Genomic DNA, 26166 nt, shown 5'->3' with positions numbered 1-26166 from the left:
AGACAGGTTCTGAGCGTCTATGTCATTTATAGATACACGGTTATCATCTGTAGCATCTTTGCCTCCAATTTTTGCTTTCAACTTACCCAAGTTCAAATATTGACCGTAATATCCACCACCAAAGTAAAATCCTTCCGTTTCACTTGCAAAAGATTGTTGTGACAACAATAAAGCAAGTGCTGTAACTGCTAATGTTTTTTTACTCATCATGACTATTCCTCTAGTTAAAATAGCTAATCTAGTACTAATTAATTAAAAATGATTTAATATGAAAAAACTAATTATTTTCTAAGCTAAAAAATAGGTAAAATTAACCTCTATCCTCGATTTTATTGCCGTCTAGTTTGTCCTCATCTTCAAATTCATCATCATCGTCAAATTCATCCTTACTGTCTTCATCATCAAACTCATCATCGTCTTCCTCATCATCAAACCCATCACCACCTTCAAACTTATCATCAATATCCTCGTCTTCAAATCCATCTTCAATCTCTGGCTCATCGTATATTGCATCTTCAGTTTTAGCTTCAACAGGATAATCAGCAGCTTCAATAGCATTACTCTCTTCTTCATTACTAATCTTATCTTTGTTAGCAGCAGAAAAGACCTTGTTTGGATCATATGGCTCTTGTGTAGGCACACGTGTTGGTTTAATCAGCCTTCTTGTGAATGTGCTATCACTATAGTACAAAATTTTCTTTGACTTAATTGGATAAGTCGATTCTATCAAAATTATCTGATCATCACGTGGCAGCATAATAATTTCTTGAGGTAAGAGCAATGCTCTCTGTGTTTCAGAGATATGCAATGATCTTGATGCAGGATTCAAGTCTAAAAATTTAGGTTTGTTTAATGATTCTTGTTGTACAGTTTTGTTTCCTATAAGCTGAGATATCAAATTAGCCGTTTCAATATTATTGGCTGCAAAAGTTATTCTATAGGTTGAGTTTGATAAAAAGGAGTTCATTCCTGCTTCTTCATATATTCCTTTAAGCTGTTCAGTATCTTGAACAATTAAAAATAACCTTACTCGATAGCCACGAAAGTATGCGATACCCGTTTGAAATTGCTCCATTTTTCCAAGTGTTGGAAACTCATCCATTAAAAATAATACGCCGTAAGGCTCGTCATCCGATGGCAATTTTCTACATAAAAACTCAGTTGCCTGTTGGTAAAACACCTGCATTAAAGGCCTGAGCCTAGTTAAGTTATCAGGAGTTAAACCAACATAAACTGTAGTTTTCTTCTTTTTAAAATCCAAAATATTAAAATCACTTGATGCAGTTGCAGTATCGATCAATGGGTTTGCCCACAATTCAAGCGACGAGTTCATAGTTGACACAACACCTGATCTTTCTTTGTCAGCCTTTTGCAAAAAAGCTGCAATGTTCATATACGCTACCGGATGTATTATTTTACCCATTGTGTCCAAAACTACAGCAAGATTGTAAACTACGTCATCGCTACGCATCGTACGCACAACCTCACCAAAAGATTTAACTTTCTCTGGTGCAGCAAGTAAATATAGTACCACCCCAACAAATAAGCTTCTTGCTTCGTTTTGCCAAAAATCTTGTTCAGGCATGATTAGGTTAGCTATTTTTTGCACATCGTCAACCATCTGTCCAGGTTTTTCACTAATCCATTCCAGTGGATTATAACAATGGCTTACCCCATCTGGCTGCGCTGGGTTCCATACATATACTTTTTGTCCTTGTCGCTCTCGCCAACCACTTGTTATTTCATAGTTTTCTAATTTTATATCATGCACAATTACCGAATCATTCCAAAATAACAAATTAGGAATTACAAAACCAACACCTTTACCAGAGCCTGTAGGTGCAAAGAGCAATGCATGCTGAAACCCATCAGCAATAAAATATCCTCTCTTATCTTTACCAAGCAATAGACCTTTTTTGCTTCTTAATCCCGCTTTTCGTATGTCTTTCTCTGATGCCCACTGTGAATCTCCATGAAGTGATTCTTTCTTTTTAAATGGCCGCCACTCAATTAGTCTTTCTCTCACATTCCACAAAATAATCATCAAAACAATTTGAGGCAGTACAGAAGATACAACTAATTTAATTTTGAGCTCAAAGCTATATAGCTCTGGATGATGCCAACAATATTGTATATGATCAAAAATTGTCGGCCAGAGAGCTTGAGGAAAAGGTGTCAAGCTAGGATTAATTGCTCTAAAATCTACACCATCTGGACCGTCAACAAACAGGTAGAATAATATACCAGACAAATAGAAGCAAAATTCAAATATGCTAAAAGATACTACACCTCCTATGAGAATATTGCGTAGGTGATTTCCATTACTCATAAACTACTTTTTCTTAACTTACGTATAAATTTAAGCATTTTCATTTGAAGATCTAGTAAATAATATCTCAGAAATGCTTCTTTTGCCTCCACTGGTTCTTTTTAGCTGAATAACAATATCAATTACATTTCTAATGTATGGTATGATCTGATCTGGGGGAATTCCAAGATTTGCTTGCATAACCATAAGTTTTATTTGCTCAAGAGCCATTGCCGGACTATCCGCATGAAGAGTTGATATTGACCCTGGGTGGCCAGTGTTTATTGCCCTGAGAAAACTAAAAGCTTCCGCTCCACGGAGCTCACCAACTATTATTCTGTCTGGTCTTAAACGTAAGCACGCTTCTATCAAATCTTGAGTGGTTACTTTTGCTCTGCCCTGCCCTCCTTTAGAAGCAATTAAATGGACTTTATTGGGATGATCATTCAAAACTATCTCTCTTGCATCTTCAACAGTAATAATTCTTTCTTCAGATGGAATAGCACGCAAAGTAGCATTAGTAAAAGTGGTTTTACCAGTGGAAGTTCCACCACTAATTATGATATTTTTCTTACTTATTACAGCATATTCTAAAAACTCTTTTATTTTTTTTTGTTTCAGTAGCAAATCTAGGTGACGATCTACTGGATTATCGGTCACTCCTATAACAGTTTCAGAAAAAGCCCCCATTTTTTCATAATCATCCAATGCCAATTGCATAGAAGAAGGTTTACGAATTGAAATGACTACTTTATCAGGCTCACATGCTGGAGGAAACACTATCTGTATACGATAACCATTTGGTAATGTAGCTGAAAGCAGCGGTGTCTCTTCGCTCAGTTTTTGTTCTGTAGCTTGAGCAATCAACCTGCTAAGAGATTTTAAATGATTAAGATCAAATATTTCTAACTTTTCGCATCTTATTTCACCGCGATTTTCAATCCATACTTCCTTCGGTTTATTTATTGATATTTCATTTACACCTTCCTCTTGAAATATCCCTTGTAATGGCTCCAAGTATGTATCAAGTGCAGCATAGTTCATTTCAGTTATTTAATATTGACTGTGGAGGAAATACTATATCTTGGTTAACAAATACTTTCAATGCAGTTCCTTGATTAACATAAATAGTTGGTTTTTTATCTACACTCCTATCAACTATATCTCGCATGTCTTTGGAAAAATCATTGATTGACTTCCCAATTTCTTCATCATAAACAGATTTGCTTCTTTTCTGAGTTTGCCTCAACAGTTGACGTACATCGTCTAAAGTTATACCGATATTGTCACTAGTAATTGTATCAACTCCACTAGCTCCAGAACTTTTTATCACACTTACTATTTCTTCCTTTATTATTCTCAGCAAATCCTGATCACTTTTAGCATTTCGAATTTTTTCAATAGCCCTAATACCCAATTTCCATTTTTCGTCTCCTACCTTCCCAACTTCAGTTTTTATAGAATTCTCCAATCTCTCAACAATAGCCCCTTTGAGAGAAGAAATATCTATTTCAGTTGCAGTAATAGACTTCACTGCATCCATGGCAGTTAGCGCATCGATAAGATTAGAGGCTTTTTGTCCTACAACAGCTGAACCAATCGAAACACCAGCAAGTGCCACTGAAGAGAATAATGCACTTGCTATTTTATTATCAACTATTCCAGCTATCCCTGCCCTTCCAAGCTCATCGGTACCAGATGATGCAATAGCAACATCTATACCATGAGGAAGAATGATCCTATTCCAATTTATGTTCACGCGGGCTTTTGCAACATTTGAGTCGAATGAATAACCACCTATTAACCTTGAACCTTTTGGTATTAAAATTGTATCACCAGTTTCTGCATAAACGTCTCTACTAACAACAGCACGGAGCATTCCTTGTAAGTCAGAACTTATTGCAGTTTCAAGAATAGCGTCAATAACCTTACCTTGAATAATCATTAAACCAAGCTTTCCAGCTTTGGTAGCTTTGCTCGATTGTGCTGAGGTATTGGATAAAACAGCATCTGTAGCTTTACCTTCCCCACTACTACCTGAAATTGCTAACATTTGTGCACTACGTCTGTCTCTAGGATAACCGCCACCCCCTATTGTAGGAAATGAAGTAGGCAAATTGCTAATAACATTACCAGAAGGAAAATTTTGCTTTGGTAAAACAGGTATATTTGACAAGGGAATTTCTTTTAGTTGCTCTTCTTTTTTTGTCACTTCCTCTTTTTTGATTTGTTTTACTTCTGGTATGACTTGTGGAATAGGAAGAGGAGGTAAGGGTGGCAAGAGATCAGTTACTACTCTTTCGGAAACTATTGCATTATCTGGAACTTGTTCTAACTTTCCTTTCAATTCTTGAATGTTTTGCTTTGTTTCCTCTTTTTTAACAATCTCTGGACCCTCTTTATTAGAAGGACTAAAATAAAGATAGTACACTCCACCAACTAAGAGCGCTACCATAACTATCATCAATGCCTTATAACCTTGATTAGAGCCAACTGTTACTACCTTGCTTTCTATCTCTGATTCATCTTCTACACTATTATGCCTTTCTTTACTCATATTATATGTACCAGAACTAAAGTGACCTATTTATAACTTCAACTTCACTACCTTCATAACGCATTAATAGCTTTTTATGTACTCCTTTTATTACAACATAATCATCAAATAACAGCCTTTTACAGGATTCGCCTTCTATAAAAATCTGAGGAATTTTATTACTATTTCTAAACTTTAAATAGGTTAAATAACCATCATCGAATAACTCAATTGGAACTATATCTACGTTACCACCTTCATCAATATATGTATAGTTGTACCTCGTATTATTTTCTTGTATTATTTTTTCTGGCTTTTCTGTAATGTATTGCATTTGAGTAGGTAAAGAAACCTCATCTAAATCAACATCAAATTCATCTTCTTCTTGAGGATAATAAAAACGTATTACGTAAGATATATCCTTTTCAACGGAATAATCATGATCCACTTTTTTAGCATCAGTATCTGGGTATTTATCGTAATTTGGTCTTGAAATTAGATCAAAAATGTAATTTCTCTTTTTAGTTGTCGTAATAATCATGTTAGTGCGACTACTGACTTCAAATGGCATGACAAGCAGTTTATTATCATAAGGATTAATTTTCCAACTTGATGCATCACCAACAGCAATATTTTTGACTTTTTCCCCTTCTGCAAACTCAATATAAGAATAGTAACCTTGACTAAAAATTACTGTAAACACCTCATTAGGGCTATATACAAAAGTCTTTATTCTACTATCTACAGAAATAGGTTTATTATTAATAGATGCATTTAAGTTGCCACTTATTAGTAAAGCTAAAACTAACAATATCCTACACATATTCATCATCTACTCTATATGAAATAACTTGAAACCCTAACGGGTTAATATATCTTTGCTGATCATTCATTTCAAGCGATGCATATTTATACGACATCACAACTATCTTATTTTTCCTTGAGGAATTTCCATCTTTTCGTGTAAATTCTATAGAAAATCTCACTTGAAGAGCATCATTACCTAATTTTTGAATTGAACGAATTTTCAACTCACCTTTAGCATCTGAATATAAATTAAAAAGGTCATTCATATTCTGCGATTTTATATAATTGCTAAATTCACTATATACACTAGGCGAAGAAAACAACCTTACTTTTGTATAATAATTATAATTATAATTATATGGGTCAAAAACCTCCCTTGCTTTTATATACTCTGAAATAAAATAATCGTTCAGCGTTTCATTTGCAGAATATTGTTTTACTGTAACAGGATCAACCAATTGCACTATTCCTGACTTTTTATCAATTTCTATAACGAATGGCTCAATAGTGCTACTTGTGCTAATTTTAAATATAGCTAATATGCTTATAGAAATTGCAACTAGTAATATTAATGTAAATAAAAGTAAAGTATTTCTCTGAGCAACAACTGTGCTATAGCGACTTGAATTCCAATTTATATCCTTATCCAATAACTCATTACTTTTTTCTTGTTTTAAAAATTTCAGCATCTCAATATTCTTAAAAATCTTAACTTATATTAATTAACATAGCAAGCTAACAAAGTAGTTATAACAAAAAAGCTAATAAACCCTTAATCCATGGCCTAACTTGCCAAATTTTGTTTCCATATATGAATCATTATATTCATTGCGTTCCATAATAAGTGGTACACACTTTGTAACTTCTATACCGTTATTTTTCAACTCTGATAACTTTCTACCATTGTTTGTAAGTAATTGTATTTTGTTAATGTTCAATTTCTTAAGTATTTTAGCTGCAACAGCAAAGCTCCTTTCATCATCTTCAAAACCCAATACTCTATTTGCATCAACAGTATCAAGATTATATTTTCTTTGCATACTGTATGCTCTTAACTTATTAGTTAAACCAATGCCTCTCCCATCTTGCATCAAGTATAATATAATGCCATTCCCAAAGTCGGTCATTATTTGAATCGCTTGATGTAACTGGCTTCTGCAATCACATGATAAGCTGTCTAATAAGTCTCCTGTATAGCATGAAGAATGAATTCTCACTAATGGCTCATTATCTTTATCTGGATTGCCAATGATAATTGCATAATGTTCTCTTCCGCCACTTTTGGTTCTATAAGATATGATATCTACTTCTTGAGTCTGCTTTAAAAATAATGATGTTTTGCACACTTCATACACACTATGATTTTGTTGAAAATCATTCACAAGTAACGTATTTAGTGCAATAATGTCATTTTTTTCACACCAATTTCGCATTTCATGTTTATTCTCAAAAGTCATATCAGCCACTAACGCGTATGGCAATAATTCTGAGAACTTAAGCAAGGCAACAGCATACGCATCTATTGTCTTTGAGCATTGCAACTCTTTTATCCAATCTTCCTTTGAACAGTTTATTAAATGGAGCAGTTCATCAAAATTGCTTATCAACAGACGTTTGCTACTATGTTCTTTACTCTGACATATGTATTTTACCTTACTTGCAGTCAAAGTAACATACACATTACCTGATATAAGCTTATATTGACTAAATAAATTTTTTTCTAAAGTTTCAGCAGCAGCAAGCAATAGATAGTTATTTTCATCATCATATATTAAAATTGGAAGACCACGCCTGACTTCACTGATGGCCCTTTCTACTTTATTTCTACTTTGATTTCCTATAAACATTTCACCTACACCAAACAACTTGGTGCGGTCGAGAAGACTTGAACTTCCAAGGCTTTGTGAGCCACAGCGACCTCAACGCTGCGTGTCTACCAATTCCACCACGACCGCACTTTATTCTAGTTTCTATATAATTACTTTAAATTACTTAATCATTTTAGGATTTTTCATCTAAAGTGTCAATCTGATACTAGGATAATTTAGGAAATGCCTGTATAATTTAACTATGAATTTTATGGTTACAAACTTTAATCATTTAAGATAATCTTAATACTAATTCTTAATTTAGGTCTTTATACAAATGAAAGTAGCTAATATCTTCATTTTTTTAATTCTATCTCTTACAATTAGCTTTCACTCCACTCATGCACAAATATTGTACACATGGTCTCAAATCATTCCAGAAAATAAATTAAGCATACGTGCAATTATAGACAATAACATGTGTCCCATTGCTTACGTCGATAATAAGGAAGTAGAAATGCTAAGTCGCAGCTCAATTAACAATACCGAAACAGTTTGTGAACTGATAGTAGAAACAAATGCTCAAAACATTAGTATTGACAATATAAAAGTTCCCGTATTAGCGGAAAAGATCAGCAAAATTGCCTTCATTGGCGATACAGGATGTAGAATAAATATGTTATTTCAGCAAGAATGTAATTCTGTAGATAGCTGGCCTTTGAAAAAAAATTTAGATTCAATCGCTTTTCATAAACCAGATTTAATTATCCATGTTGGTGATTATCATTATAGACAAACAAAATGTAGAAACACAAAAAAGTGCGGCGATATTTATGGATATAGCAAAGAAGCTTGGTACGCTGATTGGTTTGAGCCTGCAAAAGATATTTTAACACAATCTCCTTTTCTTTTTGTTCGTGGAAATCATGAGAGTTGTAATAGAGCTTATGAAGGATGGTTCAGATATTTAGATTCATACCCCTTTTCCCCTCAAAAATGTGAAGATCTTATTTCCAGTTGGTTCTTAGATGCTGGGCCGATGAAGTTTTTTATCTTCGACTCTTCATCCGGTGAGGAAATTTTTACAACCCAAAGCACAGTTGATGCTTTTGAGAGGCAGTTTGATAAATTGATACAAGATAAGCCCACGTGGTTTTTGACTCATAAACCACTTTGGAGATCTCCAAAAAAAGAATTTTTGACATTAAAAAGCCATGGTAATCTTACACAAATTGAAGCTTTTGGAGATAAATTTCCAAGCAATGTTACTACCATAGTTTCTGGCCACATTCATATAGCCCAGATTTTATTAATGGATAATGTTCCAGATCAGATTATAGTTGGAAACGGCGGTGCATTATTACACGCTCAAGATCAAGAACCTGTTTATCAAAACGTAGAATTTAACTATCCAAATAGTAGAAATTACTTAGCACACGAAGTTAGAAACTTTTTCGGCTTTGGCTTTGCAATATTAGGTTTAGACGATCACAAATTTACTTTCTATAACCAAGATAATAAGGAAATGTATTCTGCAAACCTAACGAAAGACTTTAAACTTAAAACAAATTAAAATTAGGACTATTTAAGGACGCAGAAAAAACGTGCTGAGCTTAAAAAACTCATAGCAACAAAAAACACTGAAATTCTTGTATATATCGACTAATCTGGAATTGATAACACAAAAGTCAGCGTATTAGTATGATTGCAGCTTTGAATAAGGGAAAAATTATGGCGCCTATGATTTTTGAAGGCTACTGCGATACAGACGTTTTTAATAGCTAGTTCAAACTTTTTGCTGGGTGATTTTGGATAATGCAACTTTTCATAGAAAACAAGTGAATTTGTTAAAAGTGTCGGTGCTGAAGTTATATATCTGCCTACACATTCTCCTGATTTTAATCAAACCATTGGTTTGTTATAAAAAATTGAGCCAGAAAGAATATCCAGCTATTCGAACTATTAGAAAAAGAGCTATATATGAGCATGTTTTAGCACAGACATTATTTTTGTAACTAGGGAAATGCAATCAGTATTAGCGGCTTGAAAGGATATCAATTAATAAAGAAATGCATCTAAAGTAATCACTTAACTAACGGCAAAGTGATACCATGTTGGTTCATATATTTTCCTTTCATATCATCATATGATTTCTCGCATTCACTTTCGCCGCTTAAAAACACAAATTGGCATGCGCCTTCATTAGCGTAAATTTTTGCAGGAAGTGGAGTGGTGTTCGAGAATTCAAGTGTGACGTGACCTTCCCATCCAGGTTCTAAGGGAGTAACGTTTACTATAATACCACACCTTGCATAAGTTGACTTACCAACACAAATTACCAGTACATTCCTTGGTATACGAAAATACTCCACTGTGCTGGCAAGTACAAAACTATTTGGTGGAATTATACATACATCTGTTTCCTTATCTATGAAACTATTCTCAGAAAAATTCTTTGGGTCTACAATAGCTGAATTAACATTAGTAAAAATCTTAAACTTATTACTAACTCTTGCATCATAGCCATAAGATGATAATCCGAAAGATACAACACCCTTACTGCTTTTATGATTCACAAAAGGCTCTATCATTCTAGAGTTTTCAGCCTTTTCCCTTATCCATTTATCTGGCATAACTGCCATAATTGTCCTTTAAAGTTTTGTAATACTTATAATAATATGTAATAGAATTTAAATGTAAACCTGAATGGCTTTGTTGCATCGCTATCTACGGCGGATTAAAGATAAAAAAGATGAAGAATATCAGTAGCTTATTATTCTAGCATTTATAGTAAGGACGGTCAGTGAATATCTAAATTTGAGTAAAAGAAATTTTACTACCATTCACTAATCTAGCTAAAATTCAAGAATTTCAATGCTTTAGCTATTTTAAGTAGAATTAAATTTACTAATACAAACAATAAATTACTATTCTTAAATTTGATCAGATTGACTGCAAAAAAATAAGATTTTCAATAAGTTGCTTGTATAGTTAGCCTTTCATAGGTAGCGATGCAACAAAGCCAACCTGAATTAGCGTTACACTCTGGAATGGCAAAGTTTCCAGTATAAACTACCTATACAAAAATAAATTGGCAATATTTCAAGCCTGCCAAGCAGCATCAAAAACGATAGAAATAGCTTTACTCCACCACTAAAGGAGGAATAATTACCTGAAGGACCTATTAGGTTACTAAATCCTGGGCCAGAATTTGTAAGCATTGCAGAAACAGAGCTGATGCTAGTTATAAAGTCCGCATTGCTCAAGTAAGACATCACTATTGATGATATAGTGAACGTTAACATGTAAATCGCAAAAAACGTAAAGACGGATTGAACTTCATCATTTTCCAGTATTTTACCATTGAGTTTTACTCTATCGCTTTCACTTGGATTTAATAAAGAGCTAAAGTAATTCCTTATAGATTTTAGAAAAATGACTAAACGGAAGATTTTGATTCCACCACTAGCAGAACCACCACATCCACCAATAAAGGCTAAAAAGAAAGCTAAGACTGAAATAAAGCTCCAATTCAAGTAGTTGCACATTATATAGCCAGTTGATGTGATAAAGGAGGTAATGGTGAATGTGCTGTACCTAAATGATAAAAATACTCCTAAGTCAAAATTTTTATATAACCAAAAACAAGCAAGCAAAGATGAAATAACAACTATCTTAATAAAGTAAGAGACCTGTTCATCATAACAAACGTCTAATCGTCTTACAATTTTTAAATAGCTCAGAAAAGGTAAAGAGCCTAAAATCATAAAGATAATTGTTATGACCTCCAATATAGGGTTATTGTAGTAGCCTATAGAATCGTTATAGTTAGCAAATCCACCAGTTGATACAGCGGACATTCCGTGACATACTGCGTCAAATAATGGCATGCCAGCTAGATAATAGGAAAATATGCACAATAAAATTAGGCAGTAATATATTTCTGCAATATGTATTACTACGCTTCGCGTATGTGGTAACTTTCTTTTAAGAGCATCTGAGTACTCAGAATAGAGTAAATTATTTAAGCTCAAAACCTTAAATATGGGAAAAATTGCAATTCCTACTGTAATTACTCCAAAACCACCTATACCGTGTAGCATTGCTCTCCACAGTAGTATCCCCGGAGATTGTTGCTCGATGTAACTTAGAACAGTTGCTCCTGTGGTTGTAATCCCAGATACTGCTTCAAACAGTGCATCAATGTAGCTTAAACTATCAAGATAAAATGGAATAGCTGCAAACAGAGATAATGCAATCCAGGTACAACTGGTAATCGCAAAAATTGCCGGCATTCCATGTACCCTATTTAGTTTACCCAGTAGAATAAAAGTCGCACTAAATGTGCAGGTAACTATAAATCCAACCAGAAAATTTTTCCATTCGTAACCTAGATAATTATTAGTAATAGCAGGAATAAGCATTGCTACGCCAAACAACAATAGGAAAATTCCCACAATAAATACAATTGAACGTAAAATTTGCAAATTTTCCATAGATAGTACAGTGAAAGCTATATGTTATTAAAAATTCAACTACTTTGCTAATTTTTTCTCTTGACTTGACTATAAATACGTGTAACTACAGCAAATAAATTTGTTCTAAATAGAGAGGTATGGTATGGCATCAATTTTTGAACAAAGCGAATTAATTTTTAAAAAAAATGGAGTTAAAGATTTATTACTTGATGCAATTTGGAAGAACGATCACCAAAAGATCCAGTATATATTCAACAGTCATAGCGACAGTTATATACAAGAAATTTTAAGAAGCGAGTATTATAACGGTCGTGCCATCTTCGATCCTGATAATCTCAAAGGAAATGCAGAGGTCATTGAACAAATTCGTCAGAAAGCTGATAAGAACACCTATGCTTTCTGGAAAGGTAAAAAAACTCTAAATTCATTGTATTATGCAGTCCAGCAGGGCAGTCTTAAAAAGGTCCATGACATATTCAACAGTAATAGCAACAGTGATATACAAAAGGTTTTGACAGATAAGGTTAATAACAATTATACAATCTTAGACTATGCTATTTCAAGATCAGTAGTAGATATCATTAAGGCACTTTGGCAGAAAGCTAATAAAGACACTCGTATTCTCTTGAGTAATAGCGCAATCAAATTAGCTAATAAGAGTTCAGATTATGATGTTAAAAAATTTATTCCAGAAGTTAAGGATTATAATAGAAAGTACACTGAAAAAGCCACTAAACAAACTTATGAAGAATCTAATCAGAAAAATGGTATTTGTGGTAGAGCTATACAAAAAGTGGAAAATTTAGAGAGAACAAGTGATCTTCACCATAAATTACGTCAAGCAATAGATTATCTAGATGTTAAAAAAGTTAAAGCAGTATTAGAAGATTGTGATACAAATCTAGCAATGATTTTAAATAGACCTATACATTCACAGAGCAAAACTACCTTTTTACTTTATCCTCTGCAAGTTGGTCTTAATAAACGATATATAGGTGATGGTAAAAGATTGAAACAAGAAGATCTGAGAAATATAAAAGAAATTACTAAACTTCTTTGGGATAAAGCTTCTCCTGATATTCGCAATTTCTGGTTTAAATTCCATCAAGATCAACAAGAAGAAAGTACAAAAGACACAAAAGCAACCTTTGAAGCTCATTTGAAAAAAGCTCCTCCTGATATTCGTGACTTGTGGCTTAAATATCAAAGAGTGCCTAAAAATCAAGATGCAGCTGTAATAAAACTTCTTAAAGGTGAGCAACAACGACATGCCAAGATAGGTAGTGAGAAGTGGCTTGAAGATTTCATTCAAGAAGTTAAAGATTACAGAGAACAAAAAAGCATAGAAGAAAACCTTGAAATAGCTACAGAGAAACCTACAACAAAATCTGTTCTACAAGACGCACAACTTTCTCAAATAAATAGAACTTGTTGTATTTTGTAGTAAATAAGTTCTTAGGAAATCTAAGTATGATAACAATAAAAACAAGAAATTTAAACGTTCTATTTTTAACCTAGTATCCAGAATAAAAAGGGAGTGTTAAATAAACCATACGCGTCAAGTTAAGAGATTGTGAGCAAATTTAGAGAAGTTAAGGTGGATACTCTAGTTTTTCTGTACTTGTCTTTTAATGAAAACTGCGACCAAGTTATGGTAAGCTTTTTGAGAAAAATATTTAAGCCTTTAATTTTATTATTTAGTGCTAAAAATAACTCTCTAACCCGTCTTTTTAGCTCAATAAATGCCTTTGTTAAGCTAAGCTCCGTATTTTTTTTCAGTTCTGTGCAACCCACTATTCCATGAAATATAAGAATTGCACACAATTTGGCATATAGCTCACATAATACTCTGTATGGCTTTCCTCTCAGCTTATCAAGCCTTATATTACTCTTATATAATTTGAACAATAATTCAATTTGCCATCTTATTCGGTAAACTACTAGTATTTGCTCAGCATTAATCTTACTTTTTGGAACATTAGTTATAAATATCGACCAATTTAGTAACTTTTGGTTCCTTTGAGAAGATGTGTATCCATGTGATCTTGCTAACCTATTAGCCTTTCTTCTTCTAGCCATAGCTTGTTCTTCAGTTAGTTTTTTAAATATAATTCTTACTTTAACCCTTGTCTCTTTTCCTAACAATACCTCCTGTTCTAGAAAAGATCGATCTCCCAAATGTTCTAGTAAATCTATTTTTTGACCTGTCTCTATATCATATATGTTAGTATCGGATTTATAACGACTTATGAAATAAGCTCCTATTTCATTGATTTGTTTAAAAGAACTTGGCACAAAATAACCCAAATCAGATATTAGTAAATCGTTGTTCGATATATTGCTTAAATGGCTTCTATAACCCTGATCTGACCTTATTCCCTCAGTTATATTAAGCTGGTCTAATGTCTGGTTTAGGTAGTCAAAAACTAATTGTAACTTTATTCCAGACTTAGTATTGCTTTCATAACCACTGTAGCTGGTACCATAACCTTTATACATTTCTTCCATACTGTTAGGTAAGCTAATGTAGCTGCTGTCTAATAATTTAACACCTCCAAAGTGCTTCAAGATTCTGCAATCAACTTGTAAGGTATTTTTAAGTAACGTTAAAGATTCATTATACATTCTTTTCATAAATTCCACTGCTTCCTTGGTAAATCTAAAGTCCAGACCTTGTTTTGTTATATTTATCGAGTCTTCATTCAATAATTGACACACTGTCTCTATACTACAATTATCAACCCCTATATTACCCAAAACGATGGCTTTTATGAACGACGAGCCTTTTAGCTTCCTCTTTCTTTTTATGAACCCTGTTGTAGCTGAGATTTTATCTGCTTTTTCATTAAAAAATTCTTTGAGCTTTTTTGAGATGCAAACTATTCTTTTCATTGTATAAGTTCTCCGTTTTCTTTGTTAGATTTAAGAGAACTTATATCTTTTTTTTCTCTTCCTTACACTAAGTTTATTACCACAGTTCCTTAACTTGACGCGTATGGTTAAATAAACTGTGTCAAACCTAATTTTTAGCTCAACTCAATTTTCAATCTACCAGGAAAGAAAATGTCGAGCTGGGATATGGTTAATGCCCAATCATGTACAGGCATAGTCCATTTCTCTTCCACCTTTTTTATAGCACAATATACCTGTTTATACAAGGCACTTATGCTGGTAAATGAGCCTTTGGTCTTGGTGAACTTTCTAATTTGCCTATGCAGCCCCTCTATGGGATTGGTAGTGTAAATTACCCTTCTGACTGGGCCTGAATACTTAAAATAACCAGATAAATTCTCCCAATTGTTCTGCCAAAACCATAGGATACTTTGCACCCCATTTTTCATCCAATTCCAATAAATAATTCTCAGCAACTTCCTTGCTTGAAGCTTGATATACCTTCTTCAAATCACTTAAAAAGCTCTTTACATCTTTGCTAGCCACGTACTTCAATGAGTTGCGTATTTGGTGCACTATACACAGCTGCACTTCTGCATTAGGAAATACGCTATTTATAGCTGTAGGAAAGCTTTTTAACACAAGCTATCAGAATATCATCTACTCCTCTCTCTTTTAGGTCATTTAGTACTCCCAACCAGAACTTCACTTTCAGCCAAATAAAAACCCAAAACTTCTTTTCTGCCATTTTGCTAATATGTTATACATACATTTGCTTACACAATCTCCTTGACCTTAAAAAACCATGAACACTATTGGATATACAGATTGCAGCGGACGACTGCGCCATTCGTTGATTACCGGTAACAATTTGTCAGTAATACTTGATATCTCTGCTGCAGATATTTTATATTTCTTCTACATGCGATGCTATATCCCATGCCACTGGCATATGTACTTAAAACCTTTGCTTCAAGTTCGGTTGTTTGCCTTTTTCTGACTACTTGTGGCTCGAAACTTCCTTCTCTATCTCTTGGTGTCAATAGTTCAAATACTTGTCCGTAAAGTCTTTGAATTTCTTCGGTTGTTTTCTTCGCTTTCAGCCGACAAATGGTTTTCTATCTCGCCTTCCCTCTAGCAGTTTTTTTATAAATGGTGTTAATGCTCCATCTCTTCCTGTCAATGGTCTTCCTTCTCGTATAGATGATAAGATATTTGTTTCTAATTCTTTATAGTCTACCAAACCGGTAGTTGTGTTTGCTTGACTCATTGTCAAACCTCCATTTTTTTATCAATTTATTACTTTACTTCTCGGTTTGACACAGTTTATTTAACCATACGCGTCAAGTTAAGGAAAAGTGGTATAAGGAAGAAAGGAAACGAAAAAAAACTATTTTATATATTAAGTAATAAAGTTATTAATTTATAGATTCTTCTGAAAAAATCATCTTCTTCTAGATAAGAACTCCCTAAAAAAATAAATGTAACAAATAAAATGCCCATCTCAAATGTTGCTATATTTCACGATATTTCCTTAACTTGACGCGTATGGTTTATTTAACACTCCCCCGTTGCAGAAAAGTTTACTCAAAAGGGAGCTTCTTATTGATACTTCTCAACGTTCTGTTCAACAAACTAGAACTTCCATATTTAAACACGTAGAAATTAGATTTCTTGCACTACTGGAATTTAAAGAGTTCCAGCGCGTAACGCTGGAATCTAGATTTTCTTGCTAAATCCCAGCTGGGATGACGCTTAGTTATGCAAGAAATCTATTTTTTATCATAAATAACTTAAATATTATATTATAAACTCTGCTAAATTTATTCTCACAACAAAAACTTCTTCTCTACTTTTTTTTGAGTAAGGTCACCAATTCTATTTTTCTAAAAAAGTGTTTTCTGAGCTGAAAAGCCCAGAAAACATTTAGTCTTATATAAAATTAGTATCATCAGAAACAGGATTATCTTCATAGTAAGGACTCGCTCTTTGCATATCATCAAAAACAGTTTTTAACAGTACTTCCTTATCAGTATCCCATGCAACTTTCTTCATGATTGGAATATAATCCTTACACTTTTGGTCATTTCCACAGTCCTTGATTTTACCATTAGCCTTTAGATAAGGCTTTAATAAATTATAGTGTATTTGAGTGTTATTGCCCTCTTTATCTATCATTTGTCCTGAGTTATTAACAAGTATCAATGGTGCAACTTGTTTTGCTTTCATAACATTTATTTCACCGAACTCTTTAACGAGATCAGGACATGATTCTCTAGAAAAAAAATTCTTGTTGCATTCTTTAGTAGCATAGTAGTCGTTAGAGTAGCAGAAACTCTTAATCCCTTCTTCTTGACACGCTAACTCTTGTGGACTATTAATGCATTTATCACATTTTATATCACTAAAGTAGCCTATTGAACTAAGAGTATCAGTAAAGGCAAATTTAAAATTTACTGCACCATAACCACCCTCTGCTCCCTTTTCTATATATGGTGCAATTTTAGGATTACCGTACATCTCAGAATACAAATTCTTTAATAAATCAGATGTATTAAAACCTTGATAACCTATCTTTCCATTTTCTCCATAAAAACGAGCATAAGATCCACAAATTTCTTCCTTGCTACAATCTGGGGTTATTTTTTGAGACGTAATTTCTCTATTTTCATCCCTTCCTCCATTAGTAACAGGTTTGACTACATTAGTTTCATCTCCTCCTCCATTAGTAACAGGTTTGACTACATTAGTTTCATCTCCTCCTCCATTAGTAACAGGTTTGACTACATTAGTTCCACCTCCTCCATTGGGACAAGGTTTATCTGTACCACTTCCTTTCTCTTTTTTACATTCTTCAGCTGCTTTTTTATACCACTCAGTCTCTGCTTTTGCCGTGTCAATTTTACACTGTATAAGTTCTTCTTTATCACTTCCTTTCTCTTTTTTACATTCTTCAGCTGCTTTTTTATAACACTTATTCTCTGCTTTTGCCATGTCAATTTTATACTGCATAAGTTCTTCTTTTACCTTGTCAATTTTACACCGCATAACTTCTTCTCTCTCTTGTCCAATTTCGCACCTCAAAGCTTCTATTCTTGCTTGCTCAGCTTCCAATTTTGCTTGCTTAGCTTCCAATTTTGCTTGCTTAGCTTCTAATTTTGCTTGTTTAGCTTCTGCTTGAGCATCATCATACTTTGCCTGATTAATTGCCTGTTCAGAGCCTTCTTTCATCTTCTCAGCATCTTTTTTACACTGTATTAACTCATCTTTTGCTTCCTTAGCTTCATTCTTAGTTTGTTCTACCTTCTCCCTTTCTTTTTGAACCTGTAATTTTAACTCATCAACTTCTGCTTTTGCTGCCTCAGTTTCATTCTTAGTTTGTTCTACCTTCCCTTTCTCTTCTTGAACCTGTAATTTTAACTCATCAACTTTTGCCTCAGCTTCATTCTTAGTTTGTTCTACCTTCTCTCTTTCTTCTTGAACCTGTAATTTTAACTTATCAACTTCTGCTTTTGCTTCATTCTTAGTTTGTTCTACCTTCCCTTTCTCTTCTTGAACCTGTAATTTTAACTTATCAACTTCTGCTTTTGCTTCATTCTTAGTTTGTTCTACCTTCCCTTTCTCTTCTTGAACCTGTGACTTTAATTCACTAGCTTCTGCTTCTAATTTTGTAATTTCTCTTTGTGATTCCACAGCATCTTTTTTACACTGCATTAACTTATCTTTTGCCTTCTTAGAACCTGTCTTGAAAGGAGTTAATTGGCTAATTTAGTAAGCATAGAAGTAATCATATTAAATAAGATATTGTTTTTTGAAGTAAGAGGAGAATGTTCGTAATCCTTGCTCATGCGTCTAAAATTGGAAAGCCAGGCAAAGGTTCGTTCTACAATCCAACGTTTAGGAATAACTTGAAATCCTGTATCAACCAATTTCTTGGTAATCGTTAGCAAACATCCAGTTTCCAACAAACATCGATTTTGTAATTTACCTTTATACCCTTGATCAGCAAAAAACCTACGTAATGTTGGAGCTTTGCATTTAGCTTGAACAAAAAGATTGGTAGCACCATCACGGTCCTGAATGCTTGCGCTGTGTACTTCTGCAGTAATTACAAGACCTAGTGTATCTACAATAATATGACGTTTTCTACCCTTTATTTTTTTACCGGCATCATATCCTCTTGATCCCCTTTTTGAGTCGTTTTCACTGATTGACTGTCAATTATACCTACTGAAGGTGTTTCATTTTTGCCAACCATTTTTCTTACCTCTTTTACTAGCATGTCATGTATTTTTTTCAATTTTCCATTATTACGCCACCTGAGAAAATAGTCATACACCGTTTTCCATGGAGGAAAATCTTTTGGTAGCATTCTCCACTGGCAACCACCCCTCATTATGTACCTTATTGCATTAATAATTGTTCTTATGTTATGTTTTCTTGGTCGTCCTATCGCTCCTTGTGCAACATAGGGCTCTAAAATTTCCCATTCCTTGTCACTTATATCACTTGGATACAACTTACCCTCCTATTTTTTGCTTACCTCATCATACTCTTTTCTTCATTACCTTTCAAGACAGGTTCTTAGAAGCTAGTGCAAACAGTTTCCTTGAGAGCACAAAATTATTGTCGCTTATGGCAGAAAATGAAACATGTGAAAACCAAGATTTAGTGTATTTTTAATCACAATAGGGGTTTTATATAAGGTTTTTATGGGTTTTTTAACCCATAAAAACCTTAGGATAAATGAAGAGAAAAGTATCTGTTAAGTTGCATGGCTACTGTGCAAAATATTGAAGCAAAAAGGTTTCATCCCAGTACTTCCTACCTTGTCATCCCAGTGCTCAGACACTGGGATCCATTGTTCCTTTCGGGAGTGTTAAATAAACCATACGCGTCAAGTTAAGGAACTGTGGTAATAAACTTAGTGTAAGGAAGAGAAAAAAAAGATATAAGTTCTCTTAAATCTAACAAAGAAAACGGAGAACTTATACAATGAAAAGAATAGTTTGCATCTCAAAAAAGCTCAAAGAATTTTTTAATGAAAAAGCAGATAAAATCTCAGCTACAACAGGGTTCATAAAAAGAAAGAGGAAGCTAAAAGGCTCGTCGTTCATAAAAGCCATCGTTTTGGGTAATATAGGGGTTGATAATTGTAGTATAGAGACAGTGTGTCAATTATTGAATGAAGACTCGATAAATATAACAAAACAAGGTCTGGACTTTAGATTTACCAAGGAAGCAGTGGAATTTATGAAAAGAATGTATAATGAATCTTTAACGTTACTTAAAAATACCTTACAAGTTGATTGCAGAATCTTGAAGCACTTTGGAGGTGTTAAATTATTAGACAGCAGCTACATTAGCTTACCTAACAGTATGGAAGAAATGTATAAAGGTTATGGTACCAGCTACAGTGGTTATGAAAGCAATACTAAGTCTGGAATAAAGTTACAATTAGTTTTTGACTACCTAAACCAGACATTAGACCAGCTTAATATAACTGAGGGAATAAGGTCAGATCAGGGTTATAGAAGCCATTTAAGCAATATATCGAACAACGATTTACTAATATCTGATTTGGGTTATTTTGTGCCAAGTTCTTTTAAACAAATCAATGAAATAGGAGCTTATTTCATAAGTCGTTATAAATCCGATACTAACATATATGATATAGAGACAGGTCAAAAAATAGATTTACTAGAACATTTGGGAGATCGATCTTTTCTAGAACAGGAGGTATTGTTAGGAAAAGAGACAAGGGTTAAAGTAAGAATTATATTTAAAAAACTAACTGAAGAACAAGCTATGGCTAGAAGAAGAAAGGCTAATAGGTTAGCAAGATCACATGGATACACATCTTCTCAAAGGAACCAAAAGTTACTAAATTGGTCGATATTTATAACTAATGTTCCAAAAAGTAAGATTAATGCTGAGCAAATACTAGTAGTTTACCGAATAAGATGGCAAATTGAATTATTGTTCAAATTATATAAGAGTAATATAAGGCTTGATAAGCTGAGAGGAAAGCCATACAGAGTATTATGTGAGCTATATGCCAAATTGTGTGCAATTCTTATATTTCATGGAATAGTGGGTTGCACAGAACTGAAAAAAAATACGGAGCTTAGCTTAACAAAGGCATTTATTGAGCTAAAAAGACGGGTTAGAGAGTTATTTTTAGCACTAAATAATAAAATTAAAGGCTTAAATATTTTTCTCAAAAAGCTTACCATAACTTGGTCGCAGTTTTCATTAAAAGACAAGTACAGAAAAACTAGAGTATCCACCTTAACTTCTCTAAATTTGCTCACAATCTCTTAACTTGACGCGTATGGTTTATTGGACTAGATCGGATCAATATATAAACGTAAAAATAACCTGAGCTTGCCTAATATAAAAAGGTTCATGTAATTTGAATACAGAGTAAGCAGTAAAATGGCAAAATAAAATAGATAAAAAAATAGAAGTAAATGCAGACACTGATTTTTCATAAATCAAAAGGTGTGCTAAGAATTCCAGCATCACGTGTATAGCCGTGCGGACATTGTGGTAATTTGCGTAGTAGAAGGTGTCATCCCAGTACTTGATACTGGGATGATATACTTCTGGTAGATAATGTCGGTATAGTTGTGATTGGAATAGAAAGCACTAAGTTTGCAATGCTATCTGAATAGATAAAAGAACTCATTACTCAGTGAAACAAGACTTGAAATTTTGTGCAATGCTGCTGATTATATCTAGATATGCATCCTTTCCAGGCTCTACATCTGATCCAATAGGATCAAGAATCACCATTTTTACGTCACTAGAAAAGACATTAGGCTTTATGCTATCCTCTCGTGAATGAGAAACAATACATTTAACGTTTTCCTCTTTCATTACCTTTTTTAATTTCATTAAACTCTTCATACCTATGTAAGAATCCTCTTCTATAGAAAGAATGGCGCTTGGGTAACTTAAATCAAAATATTTTTCGAAATATTGATAAGCATCGTGAGTAACTATGTATTTTTGATTTTTTAACTCATCCAATTCTTTCGTAATTTTTTCTACTTCTTGGTCTATCTTTCTTATAGCCTCCTCTGCGTTAGTATTGTATCGATAGGCATTTTCTTTATCTATATTAGATAATGTTGCACTGATAGAAAGTATCATACTTTTTGCATTTTCAGGACTCAGCCAAATATGCAAATCTTTTTCATCTTGAATGTGACTAGAAAATGAATGTGGTCGAGCAGGAAGTAGATCGATTGCACTTGATAGCGGTATTAACTTCTTATTTTCTTTAGCGAAAGTTTTAATGAATGTTTCCAAAGAATCATCGATATAAAATATAATATTACTAGATTCTAATTTACTTGCGTCTGAAGGCCTGAGCATGTAGTTATGTTCAGACACTACTTCGTACATTAGTAGTTCTGGCTTTGAAATTCCATCTGTAACAGAAGCTACAAGTGAGTGTATAGGTTTGATTGTAGCTACAATTTTTAAATTGGATGAAAAGGCACTATTGTAGTATAGTGTAAGTGAAAGTAATAGAAAAAAAATCAGTAAATGTCTCATATAAATATTGAGAAGAAGTCAATTTTTGCCAAAAAATTAAGTAGTGTCAATAACTGCATTCTAAAAATAGAAAACCTTACTCTTTCATACGGTAATAAAAAAGTTCTTGATAATATCAACATATCAGTACAAAGAGGAGATATAGTTACAATACTTGGTCCAAATGGCGGAGGTAAAACCTCTTTAGTGAAAGCAGTTGCTGGTATAAATAAAGGTTTTATTGGCAGTATTGTATTCGCTGACAATATAAAAATTAGCTATATGCCACAAAATTTTAGTATTGGTAATTTGATGCCAATAACAGTTGAGTCTTTCCTTTTCAATAGCTCCTCGAAGAAATTGAAGAAAAATCAACCCATTGTTACAGAAGCAATAGAATTGGTTGGTATCGGTAACATCCTAAAAAATCAAGTATTAGAAATCTCTGCAGGACAAACACAATTACTGCTGCTTGCACGCTGTTTAATTTCAGAATCTGATTTGATCATTTTAGATGAGCCAGTCAGTGCAATGGATATTAACGCACGATCTAAATTTTATGATATTATAAATAAAATCGCAAAAGAACGATCAGTGTCGATTCTCATGACTTCTCATGACCTTAACTCTGCTCTACCATCCTCAGATTACATAATTTGCATAAATAATACTATCTATTATCAAGGTAAACCTGATGAAATTATGGAGATAAATGAAATATTTGGCAGTTACGCAGCGAAATGATTCAAAATATTCTACGTCTTCTGCAAATAACTACAGTGCTAACACGCTACAATGTGTTACCTTATTTACTTCCACCATCAAAAAAATCAATAAATAAAATACAAGGTCATAAACTAAAGCGTGCTCTTGAAAGATTAGGTCCGGTGTTCATTAAATTTGGGCAATCCATTTCATCACGCACTGATATTTTAAATGAGGACATAACAAATAACTTGCTATTGATATGTGATAGATTGCCATCATTTTCGTATAAAATAGCAGTTAAAACTATAGAAAGTGAGTTTAATTGTAAATTAAGCGACATTTTTTCAAGTTTTTCTGAAAAGCCAATTGCAGCAGCATCAATTTCTCAGGTGCATAGAGCAGTTACAATTGAGGGTAAGGAAGTTGCTGTAAAGGTTTTGAGGCCAAATATTGAGAAAACATTCTCAAGGGATATAAAAATGCTTTCTTGGCTTGCAGAAATTGCAGAAAAATTTAGTGAACAATCAAAAAGGCTGAAGCCAGTTGAATTAGTCAAAACTTTTGCTGAAATTTGCCGATTAGAGTTAGATCTACGCTTTGAGGCTGCCCACTCTTCGGAACTGAAGGAAAATACTAAACATGACAGAGGTTTCTACGTACCTGAAATAGATTGGAGTAGAACTTCAAAAAAGGTTTTAACATTAGAATGGATGGAAGCTATACCAATATACGAAGTTGAAAAGCTGAATAACCGAAAGCAAATAGCTATCAATCTTATAGAATCTTTTTGTAATCAGGTATATAGGGATTGTTTTTTTCATGCTGATATGCATCCTGGAAATTTAATGATCGATAGTAATAACAATATTATTGCCCTGGATTGTGGAATCATGGGTAGAATAGATCGTGAGACATGCTATTACGTTATAGAGATACTCAAGGGATTTTTAAATCGGGATTACGATCACGTTGCAAAAATGCACTTTAAAGCTGGTTATGTTCCATCACAGCATAGAAATTTTGTTACAGCTTGCAGAGCAATAGGTGAGCCCATTGTTGGACAGCCTATACAGAAGATTTCATTTGCTCGATTACTTACTCAGCTACTAAAAATAACTGGTGATTTTGATATGAAAGTTCAAACACAATTGTTATTGCTGCAGAAAACTATGATTTTATTAGAAGGAACATGTAGGAAAGTCTATCCAGAAATCAATATGTGGAAAGTAGTTGAAACATGGATAAACAGTCAACATGAAAGTAAAATAGGGTATAGGGAAAAAATTAAAAGCTCTTATCCCATCAAAACAATCCAAGGAATATTTAGCCTTATAGAAAAATTAAACCTAATAGCTGACAAAAAATTACAAGTGAAAAATAGATCAAATGGAAAAGCCTACTTTTTACTTTGGTCTGTAATTATAATTCTCATCGTTAAACTTTTAATTTCTTGAACTAAAAGATAATAAAAGCAAGTTTACAACAACTATTTAAGTCTTGAAACCACTCAGGTTCACATTCACTCGAATTATCAAGGTATTTTCAGGATGTATAAAACTTTCAGCAGAGTTTAGAGAAGAAGTAAAAACCTTAACTCTATTTTAAACTGATAACATTATCAAATTCAGTGCTTGTCACATCACTCAGTACTGTACTTGCTTTATATGAACAGTAGCACCCAATTGCAATGAAAACAAGTGCAGCTACAGCAAGTGAAATACATATTTCTAAATTCGATATTGTTAAACATGCACCAATAGCAAACGCTCCAGATAACACAAAAGAGGCAGAGGCATAGTTACTTTGCCTTCTATTATAAATGCTTGCTTCTGAAAGTTTTCTGTTTTTGTTCTTTGAGTCTTGATTTTGAGCTTGAAGTTCTAATCTCTCTTGCCTAAAATCCCTTTCTAACTGTGAAATTTTGTCAGTGTCTCTTGTTCTTTCATCTACGGTCCTATTCAGCTCTTGCTCTTTTTCTGTAAGTTGAGCCTTTGTTCTTTCAAGCTCATTTCTAAGGTTTTCGAGCTGCTGCAATTCTTGAGCAATCAAATCGTCGTTTATTTCCGGAGCAACATTATGTGCATTTGCTACAGGTTGCTCTGCACTTGTAGGGAATTTTTCATTTAGATATTCTCTGACAGGATTAAAACTTTTAAGCACCTCAATAACAATTTGATCATTCATAAAGCAATTATCTTCTACTAATTCTTTTACATCACCCAAATCTTTTCTATTAATAGCATCAGTTAATCGCTCTTTCATAGCTTGTTCAATGATTTGCTTCAATCTTGAATTTTGCTCTATAGCTGGTATTGGTTTTATTTGACTAAAATCTAGGTCTTTATGTTTTAAAAATTTAGTCAGTACTTCTTTTTTATTTTCCTCTGTTATTCCTTGTAAACATGATTTGATAATCAGGCTAAGTGGTGTTTCTATTTCTCCATTTGAATTTCTTTTCCAACAATTAGGGTTGAGTTCTTGATTTAATAGTCTTTTTGCTTGGTCAATATTTCTGTTAGAAAGAGCATTCAATAATTGTTTTCCTGTTTGTGCTTTTTGTATTTCTTTTGTAAGATGTGAAAAATCTTTCTCCTGCTCTCTCCCAATTTGTTCAATATATTCTTTAGGAGTGTAACTTTTTCTGCTCCCATAACGATCTTCATAATCATTTCTAATGACTGGATTCAATTCAGGATGTCTAAGTAACATCTGTACGAAACTCCTATTTTCCATACGAAAAGCTAGATGTAGAGCTGTATTGAGTTCTTTAGCTTCTTGAATATTAACATTTAAATTCTGGTGCTGTAAAAGCAAAGTCATCATTTTTAAGTTTGTAGGACTATCATCACCACCCATGATAATAGTCATTAATGGTGTATATCCCTCATCAAACGCATTAACATTCGCACCTTCTGCCAGAGCTCGCTCAAAATCTCCTAGATTTTCATCATCAATAGCTTTAAATAATTTTTTTGTTGATTGTCCTGAAGTTGTTTGATTTTGAGCTCGTAATCCTACATCACTAACAACCCTTCTTCCAAAATCTACATTATTTTGCGAAAGCATACTAAATTCTCCTCAATC

22 protein-coding genes, 1 tRNA gene and 3 pseudogenes are annotated in these 26166 nt (G+C 33.4%); 6 read left to right on the top strand and 20 right to left on the bottom strand.

Annotated elements, in window-relative coordinates:
• Positions 1 to 9: 9 nt before the first annotated feature.
• The 8 genes and pseudogenes from ABWU56_RS03190 to ABWU56_RS03155 all read right to left on the bottom strand — a co-directional run.
• Positions 10 to 210: pseudogene (locus ABWU56_RS03190) on the bottom strand (P44/Msp2 family outer membrane protein); the annotation flags it as partial.
• Positions 211 to 310: 100 nt separating this feature from the next.
• Positions 311 to 2329, bottom strand: a complete 2019-nt coding sequence (locus ABWU56_RS03185; protein ID WP_353281855.1) for a type IV secretory system conjugative DNA transfer family protein — start codon at positions 2327 to 2329, stop codon at positions 311 to 313.
• 30 nt (positions 2330 to 2359) lie between these two features.
• Positions 2360 to 3352: a P-type DNA transfer ATPase VirB11 gene (virB11, locus tag ABWU56_RS03180; RefSeq protein WP_264682677.1), complete on the bottom strand. Its 993-nt coding sequence runs from the start codon at positions 3350 to 3352 to the stop codon at positions 2360 to 2362.
• Position 3353: 1 nt separating this feature from the next.
• Positions 3354 to 4865 (bottom strand): TrbI/VirB10 family protein, encoded by a 1512-nt coding sequence (locus ABWU56_RS03175; RefSeq protein WP_353281853.1) that lies wholly within the window; start codon positions 4863 to 4865, stop codon positions 3354 to 3356.
• A gap of 16 nt (positions 4866 to 4881) precedes the next feature.
• Positions 4882 to 5673 carry a P-type conjugative transfer protein VirB9 gene (gene virB9, locus ABWU56_RS03170; protein ID WP_019236950.1) on the bottom strand — a complete coding sequence of 264 codons (792 nt, stop codon included), beginning with the start codon at positions 5671 to 5673 and terminating at the stop codon, positions 4882 to 4884.
• Entirely contained in the window at positions 5660 to 6340 is a 681-nt protein-coding gene (locus tag ABWU56_RS03165; RefSeq protein ID WP_353281852.1) for a virB8 family protein, read from the bottom strand. The genes virB9 and ABWU56_RS03165 overlap by 14 nt, the downstream gene beginning before the upstream one ends.
• 72 nt (positions 6341 to 6412) lie before the next feature.
• A complete protein-coding gene (locus ABWU56_RS03160; RefSeq protein ID WP_353281850.1) occupies positions 6413 to 7498 on the bottom strand; it encodes a GTP cyclohydrolase II in 1086 nt (361 codons plus the stop codon).
• A gap of 20 nt (positions 7499 to 7518) precedes the next feature.
• Positions 7519 to 7606 (bottom strand) — tRNA-Leu (locus tag ABWU56_RS03155).
• 190 nt (positions 7607 to 7796) lie between these two features.
• On the opposite strand from ABWU56_RS03155, the gene ABWU56_RS03150 reads away from it, so the two are divergent.
• Positions 7797 to 9032 (top strand): metallophosphoesterase family protein, encoded by a 1236-nt coding sequence (locus ABWU56_RS03150; protein WP_007302607.1) that lies wholly within the window; start codon positions 7797 to 7799, stop codon positions 9030 to 9032.
• Between the two features lie 15 nt (positions 9033 to 9047).
• Positions 9048 to 9388, top strand: a pseudogene (locus ABWU56_RS03145) (transposase); the annotation flags it as partial.
• A 155-nt stretch (positions 9389 to 9543) separates the two neighbouring features.
• Here ABWU56_RS03145 and dcd read toward each other — a convergent pair.
• Together dcd and ABWU56_RS03135 are read right to left on the bottom strand one after the other, a co-directional pair.
• A complete protein-coding gene (gene dcd, locus ABWU56_RS03140) occupies positions 9544 to 10101 on the bottom strand; it encodes a dCTP deaminase (RefSeq protein WP_006012513.1) in 558 nt (185 codons plus the stop codon).
• Positions 10102 to 10497: 396 nt separating this feature from the next.
• Positions 10498 to 11955: a TrkH family potassium uptake protein gene (locus ABWU56_RS03135; protein WP_264730787.1), complete on the bottom strand. Its 1458-nt coding sequence runs from the start codon at positions 11953 to 11955 to the stop codon at positions 10498 to 10500.
• A 124-nt stretch (positions 11956 to 12079) separates the two neighbouring features.
• Here ABWU56_RS03135 and ABWU56_RS03130 point away from each other — a divergent pair, with 124 nt between their 5' ends.
• Entirely contained in the window at positions 12080 to 13381 is a 1302-nt protein-coding gene (locus ABWU56_RS03130; protein WP_353281848.1) for a hypothetical protein, read from the top strand.
• A 119-nt stretch (positions 13382 to 13500) separates the two neighbouring features.
• On the opposite strand, the gene ABWU56_RS03125 is transcribed toward ABWU56_RS03130, so the two are convergent.
• From ABWU56_RS03125 to ABWU56_RS03090, 8 genes and pseudogenes are all read right to left on the bottom strand, one after another.
• The gene (locus ABWU56_RS03125) at positions 13501 to 14829 is read right to left on the bottom strand and encodes an IS4-like element ISWosp7 family transposase (RefSeq protein WP_353281094.1); all 1329 of its coding nucleotides are present in this window, start codon (positions 14827 to 14829) and stop codon (positions 13501 to 13503) included.
• Positions 14830 to 14963: 134 nt separating this feature from the next.
• A pseudogene (locus ABWU56_RS03120) lies at positions 14964 to 15420 on the bottom strand (transposase).
• Positions 15421 to 15439: 19 nt separating this feature from the next.
• Entirely contained in the window at positions 15440 to 15577 is a 138-nt protein-coding gene (locus ABWU56_RS03115) for a hypothetical protein (RefSeq protein ID WP_010401598.1), read from the bottom strand.
• Between the two features lie 47 nt (positions 15578 to 15624).
• Positions 15625 to 15699, bottom strand: coding sequence for a hypothetical protein (locus ABWU56_RS03110; protein ID WP_264375244.1), 75 nt, complete (start codon positions 15697 to 15699; stop codon positions 15625 to 15627).
• Positions 15687 to 15872, bottom strand: coding sequence for a transposase (locus tag ABWU56_RS03105; RefSeq protein ID WP_353281847.1), 186 nt, complete (start codon positions 15870 to 15872; stop codon positions 15687 to 15689). The genes ABWU56_RS03110 and ABWU56_RS03105 overlap by 13 nt, the downstream gene beginning before the upstream one ends.
• Before the next feature lie 56 nt (positions 15873 to 15928).
• Positions 15929 to 16099 (bottom strand): hypothetical protein, encoded by a 171-nt coding sequence (locus ABWU56_RS03100; protein WP_010401597.1) that lies wholly within the window; start codon positions 16097 to 16099, stop codon positions 15929 to 15931.
• Between the two features lie 662 nt (positions 16100 to 16761).
• Positions 16762 to 18543, bottom strand: coding sequence for a hypothetical protein (locus tag ABWU56_RS03095; protein ID WP_353281845.1), 1782 nt, complete (start codon positions 18541 to 18543; stop codon positions 16762 to 16764).
• Between the two features lie 41 nt (positions 18544 to 18584).
• Positions 18585 to 19348, bottom strand: a protein-coding gene (locus ABWU56_RS03090) for an IS5 family transposase (protein ID WP_353281091.1) whose coding sequence is annotated in 2 segments (ribosomal slippage) — positions 18585 to 18994 and positions 18994 to 19348 — 765 coding nt in all. Because the reading frame shifts where the segments join, the coding sequence is not laid out codon by codon here.
• Between the two features lie 476 nt (positions 19349 to 19824).
• Between ABWU56_RS03090 and ABWU56_RS03085 the strand changes: the two genes are divergently transcribed.
• A complete protein-coding gene (locus ABWU56_RS03085) occupies positions 19825 to 21153 on the top strand; it encodes an IS4-like element ISWosp7 family transposase (RefSeq protein ID WP_353281094.1) in 1329 nt (442 codons plus the stop codon).
• Between the two features lie 366 nt (positions 21154 to 21519).
• Here the strand turns inward: ABWU56_RS03085 and ABWU56_RS03080 are convergent, their stop codons facing one another.
• Entirely contained in the window at positions 21520 to 22395 is an 876-nt protein-coding gene (locus ABWU56_RS03080) for a zinc ABC transporter substrate-binding protein (protein ID WP_264682649.1), read from the bottom strand.
• Here ABWU56_RS03080 and ABWU56_RS03075 point away from each other — a divergent pair.
• Positions 22387 to 23118, top strand: coding sequence for a metal ABC transporter ATP-binding protein (locus ABWU56_RS03075; RefSeq protein WP_353281843.1), 732 nt, complete (start codon positions 22387 to 22389; stop codon positions 23116 to 23118). The genes ABWU56_RS03080 and ABWU56_RS03075 overlap by 9 nt on opposite strands.
• The gene (gene ubiB / locus ABWU56_RS03070; protein ID WP_353281842.1) at positions 23115 to 24536 is read left to right on the top strand and encodes a 2-polyprenylphenol 6-hydroxylase; all 1422 of its coding nucleotides are present in this window, start codon (positions 23115 to 23117) and stop codon (positions 24534 to 24536) included. The genes ABWU56_RS03075 and ubiB overlap by 4 nt, the downstream gene beginning before the upstream one ends.
• Before the next feature lie 142 nt (positions 24537 to 24678).
• On the opposite strand, the gene ABWU56_RS03065 is transcribed toward ubiB, so the two are convergent.
• Positions 24679 to 26148, bottom strand: a complete 1470-nt coding sequence (locus ABWU56_RS03065) for an ankyrin repeat domain-containing protein (protein ID WP_353281840.1) — start codon at positions 26146 to 26148, stop codon at positions 24679 to 24681.
• Positions 26149 to 26166: the final 18 nt, after the last annotated feature.

It is taken from the genome of Wolbachia endosymbiont (group B) of Horisme vitalbata (assembly GCF_964028625.1).
In the GTDB taxonomy this organism is placed as follows: Bacteria; Pseudomonadota; Alphaproteobacteria; order Rickettsiales; family Anaplasmataceae; genus Wolbachia.
The sequence above is the reverse complement of the archived record's forward strand: the minus strand, read 5'-3'. Positions and strand labels throughout refer to the sequence as shown.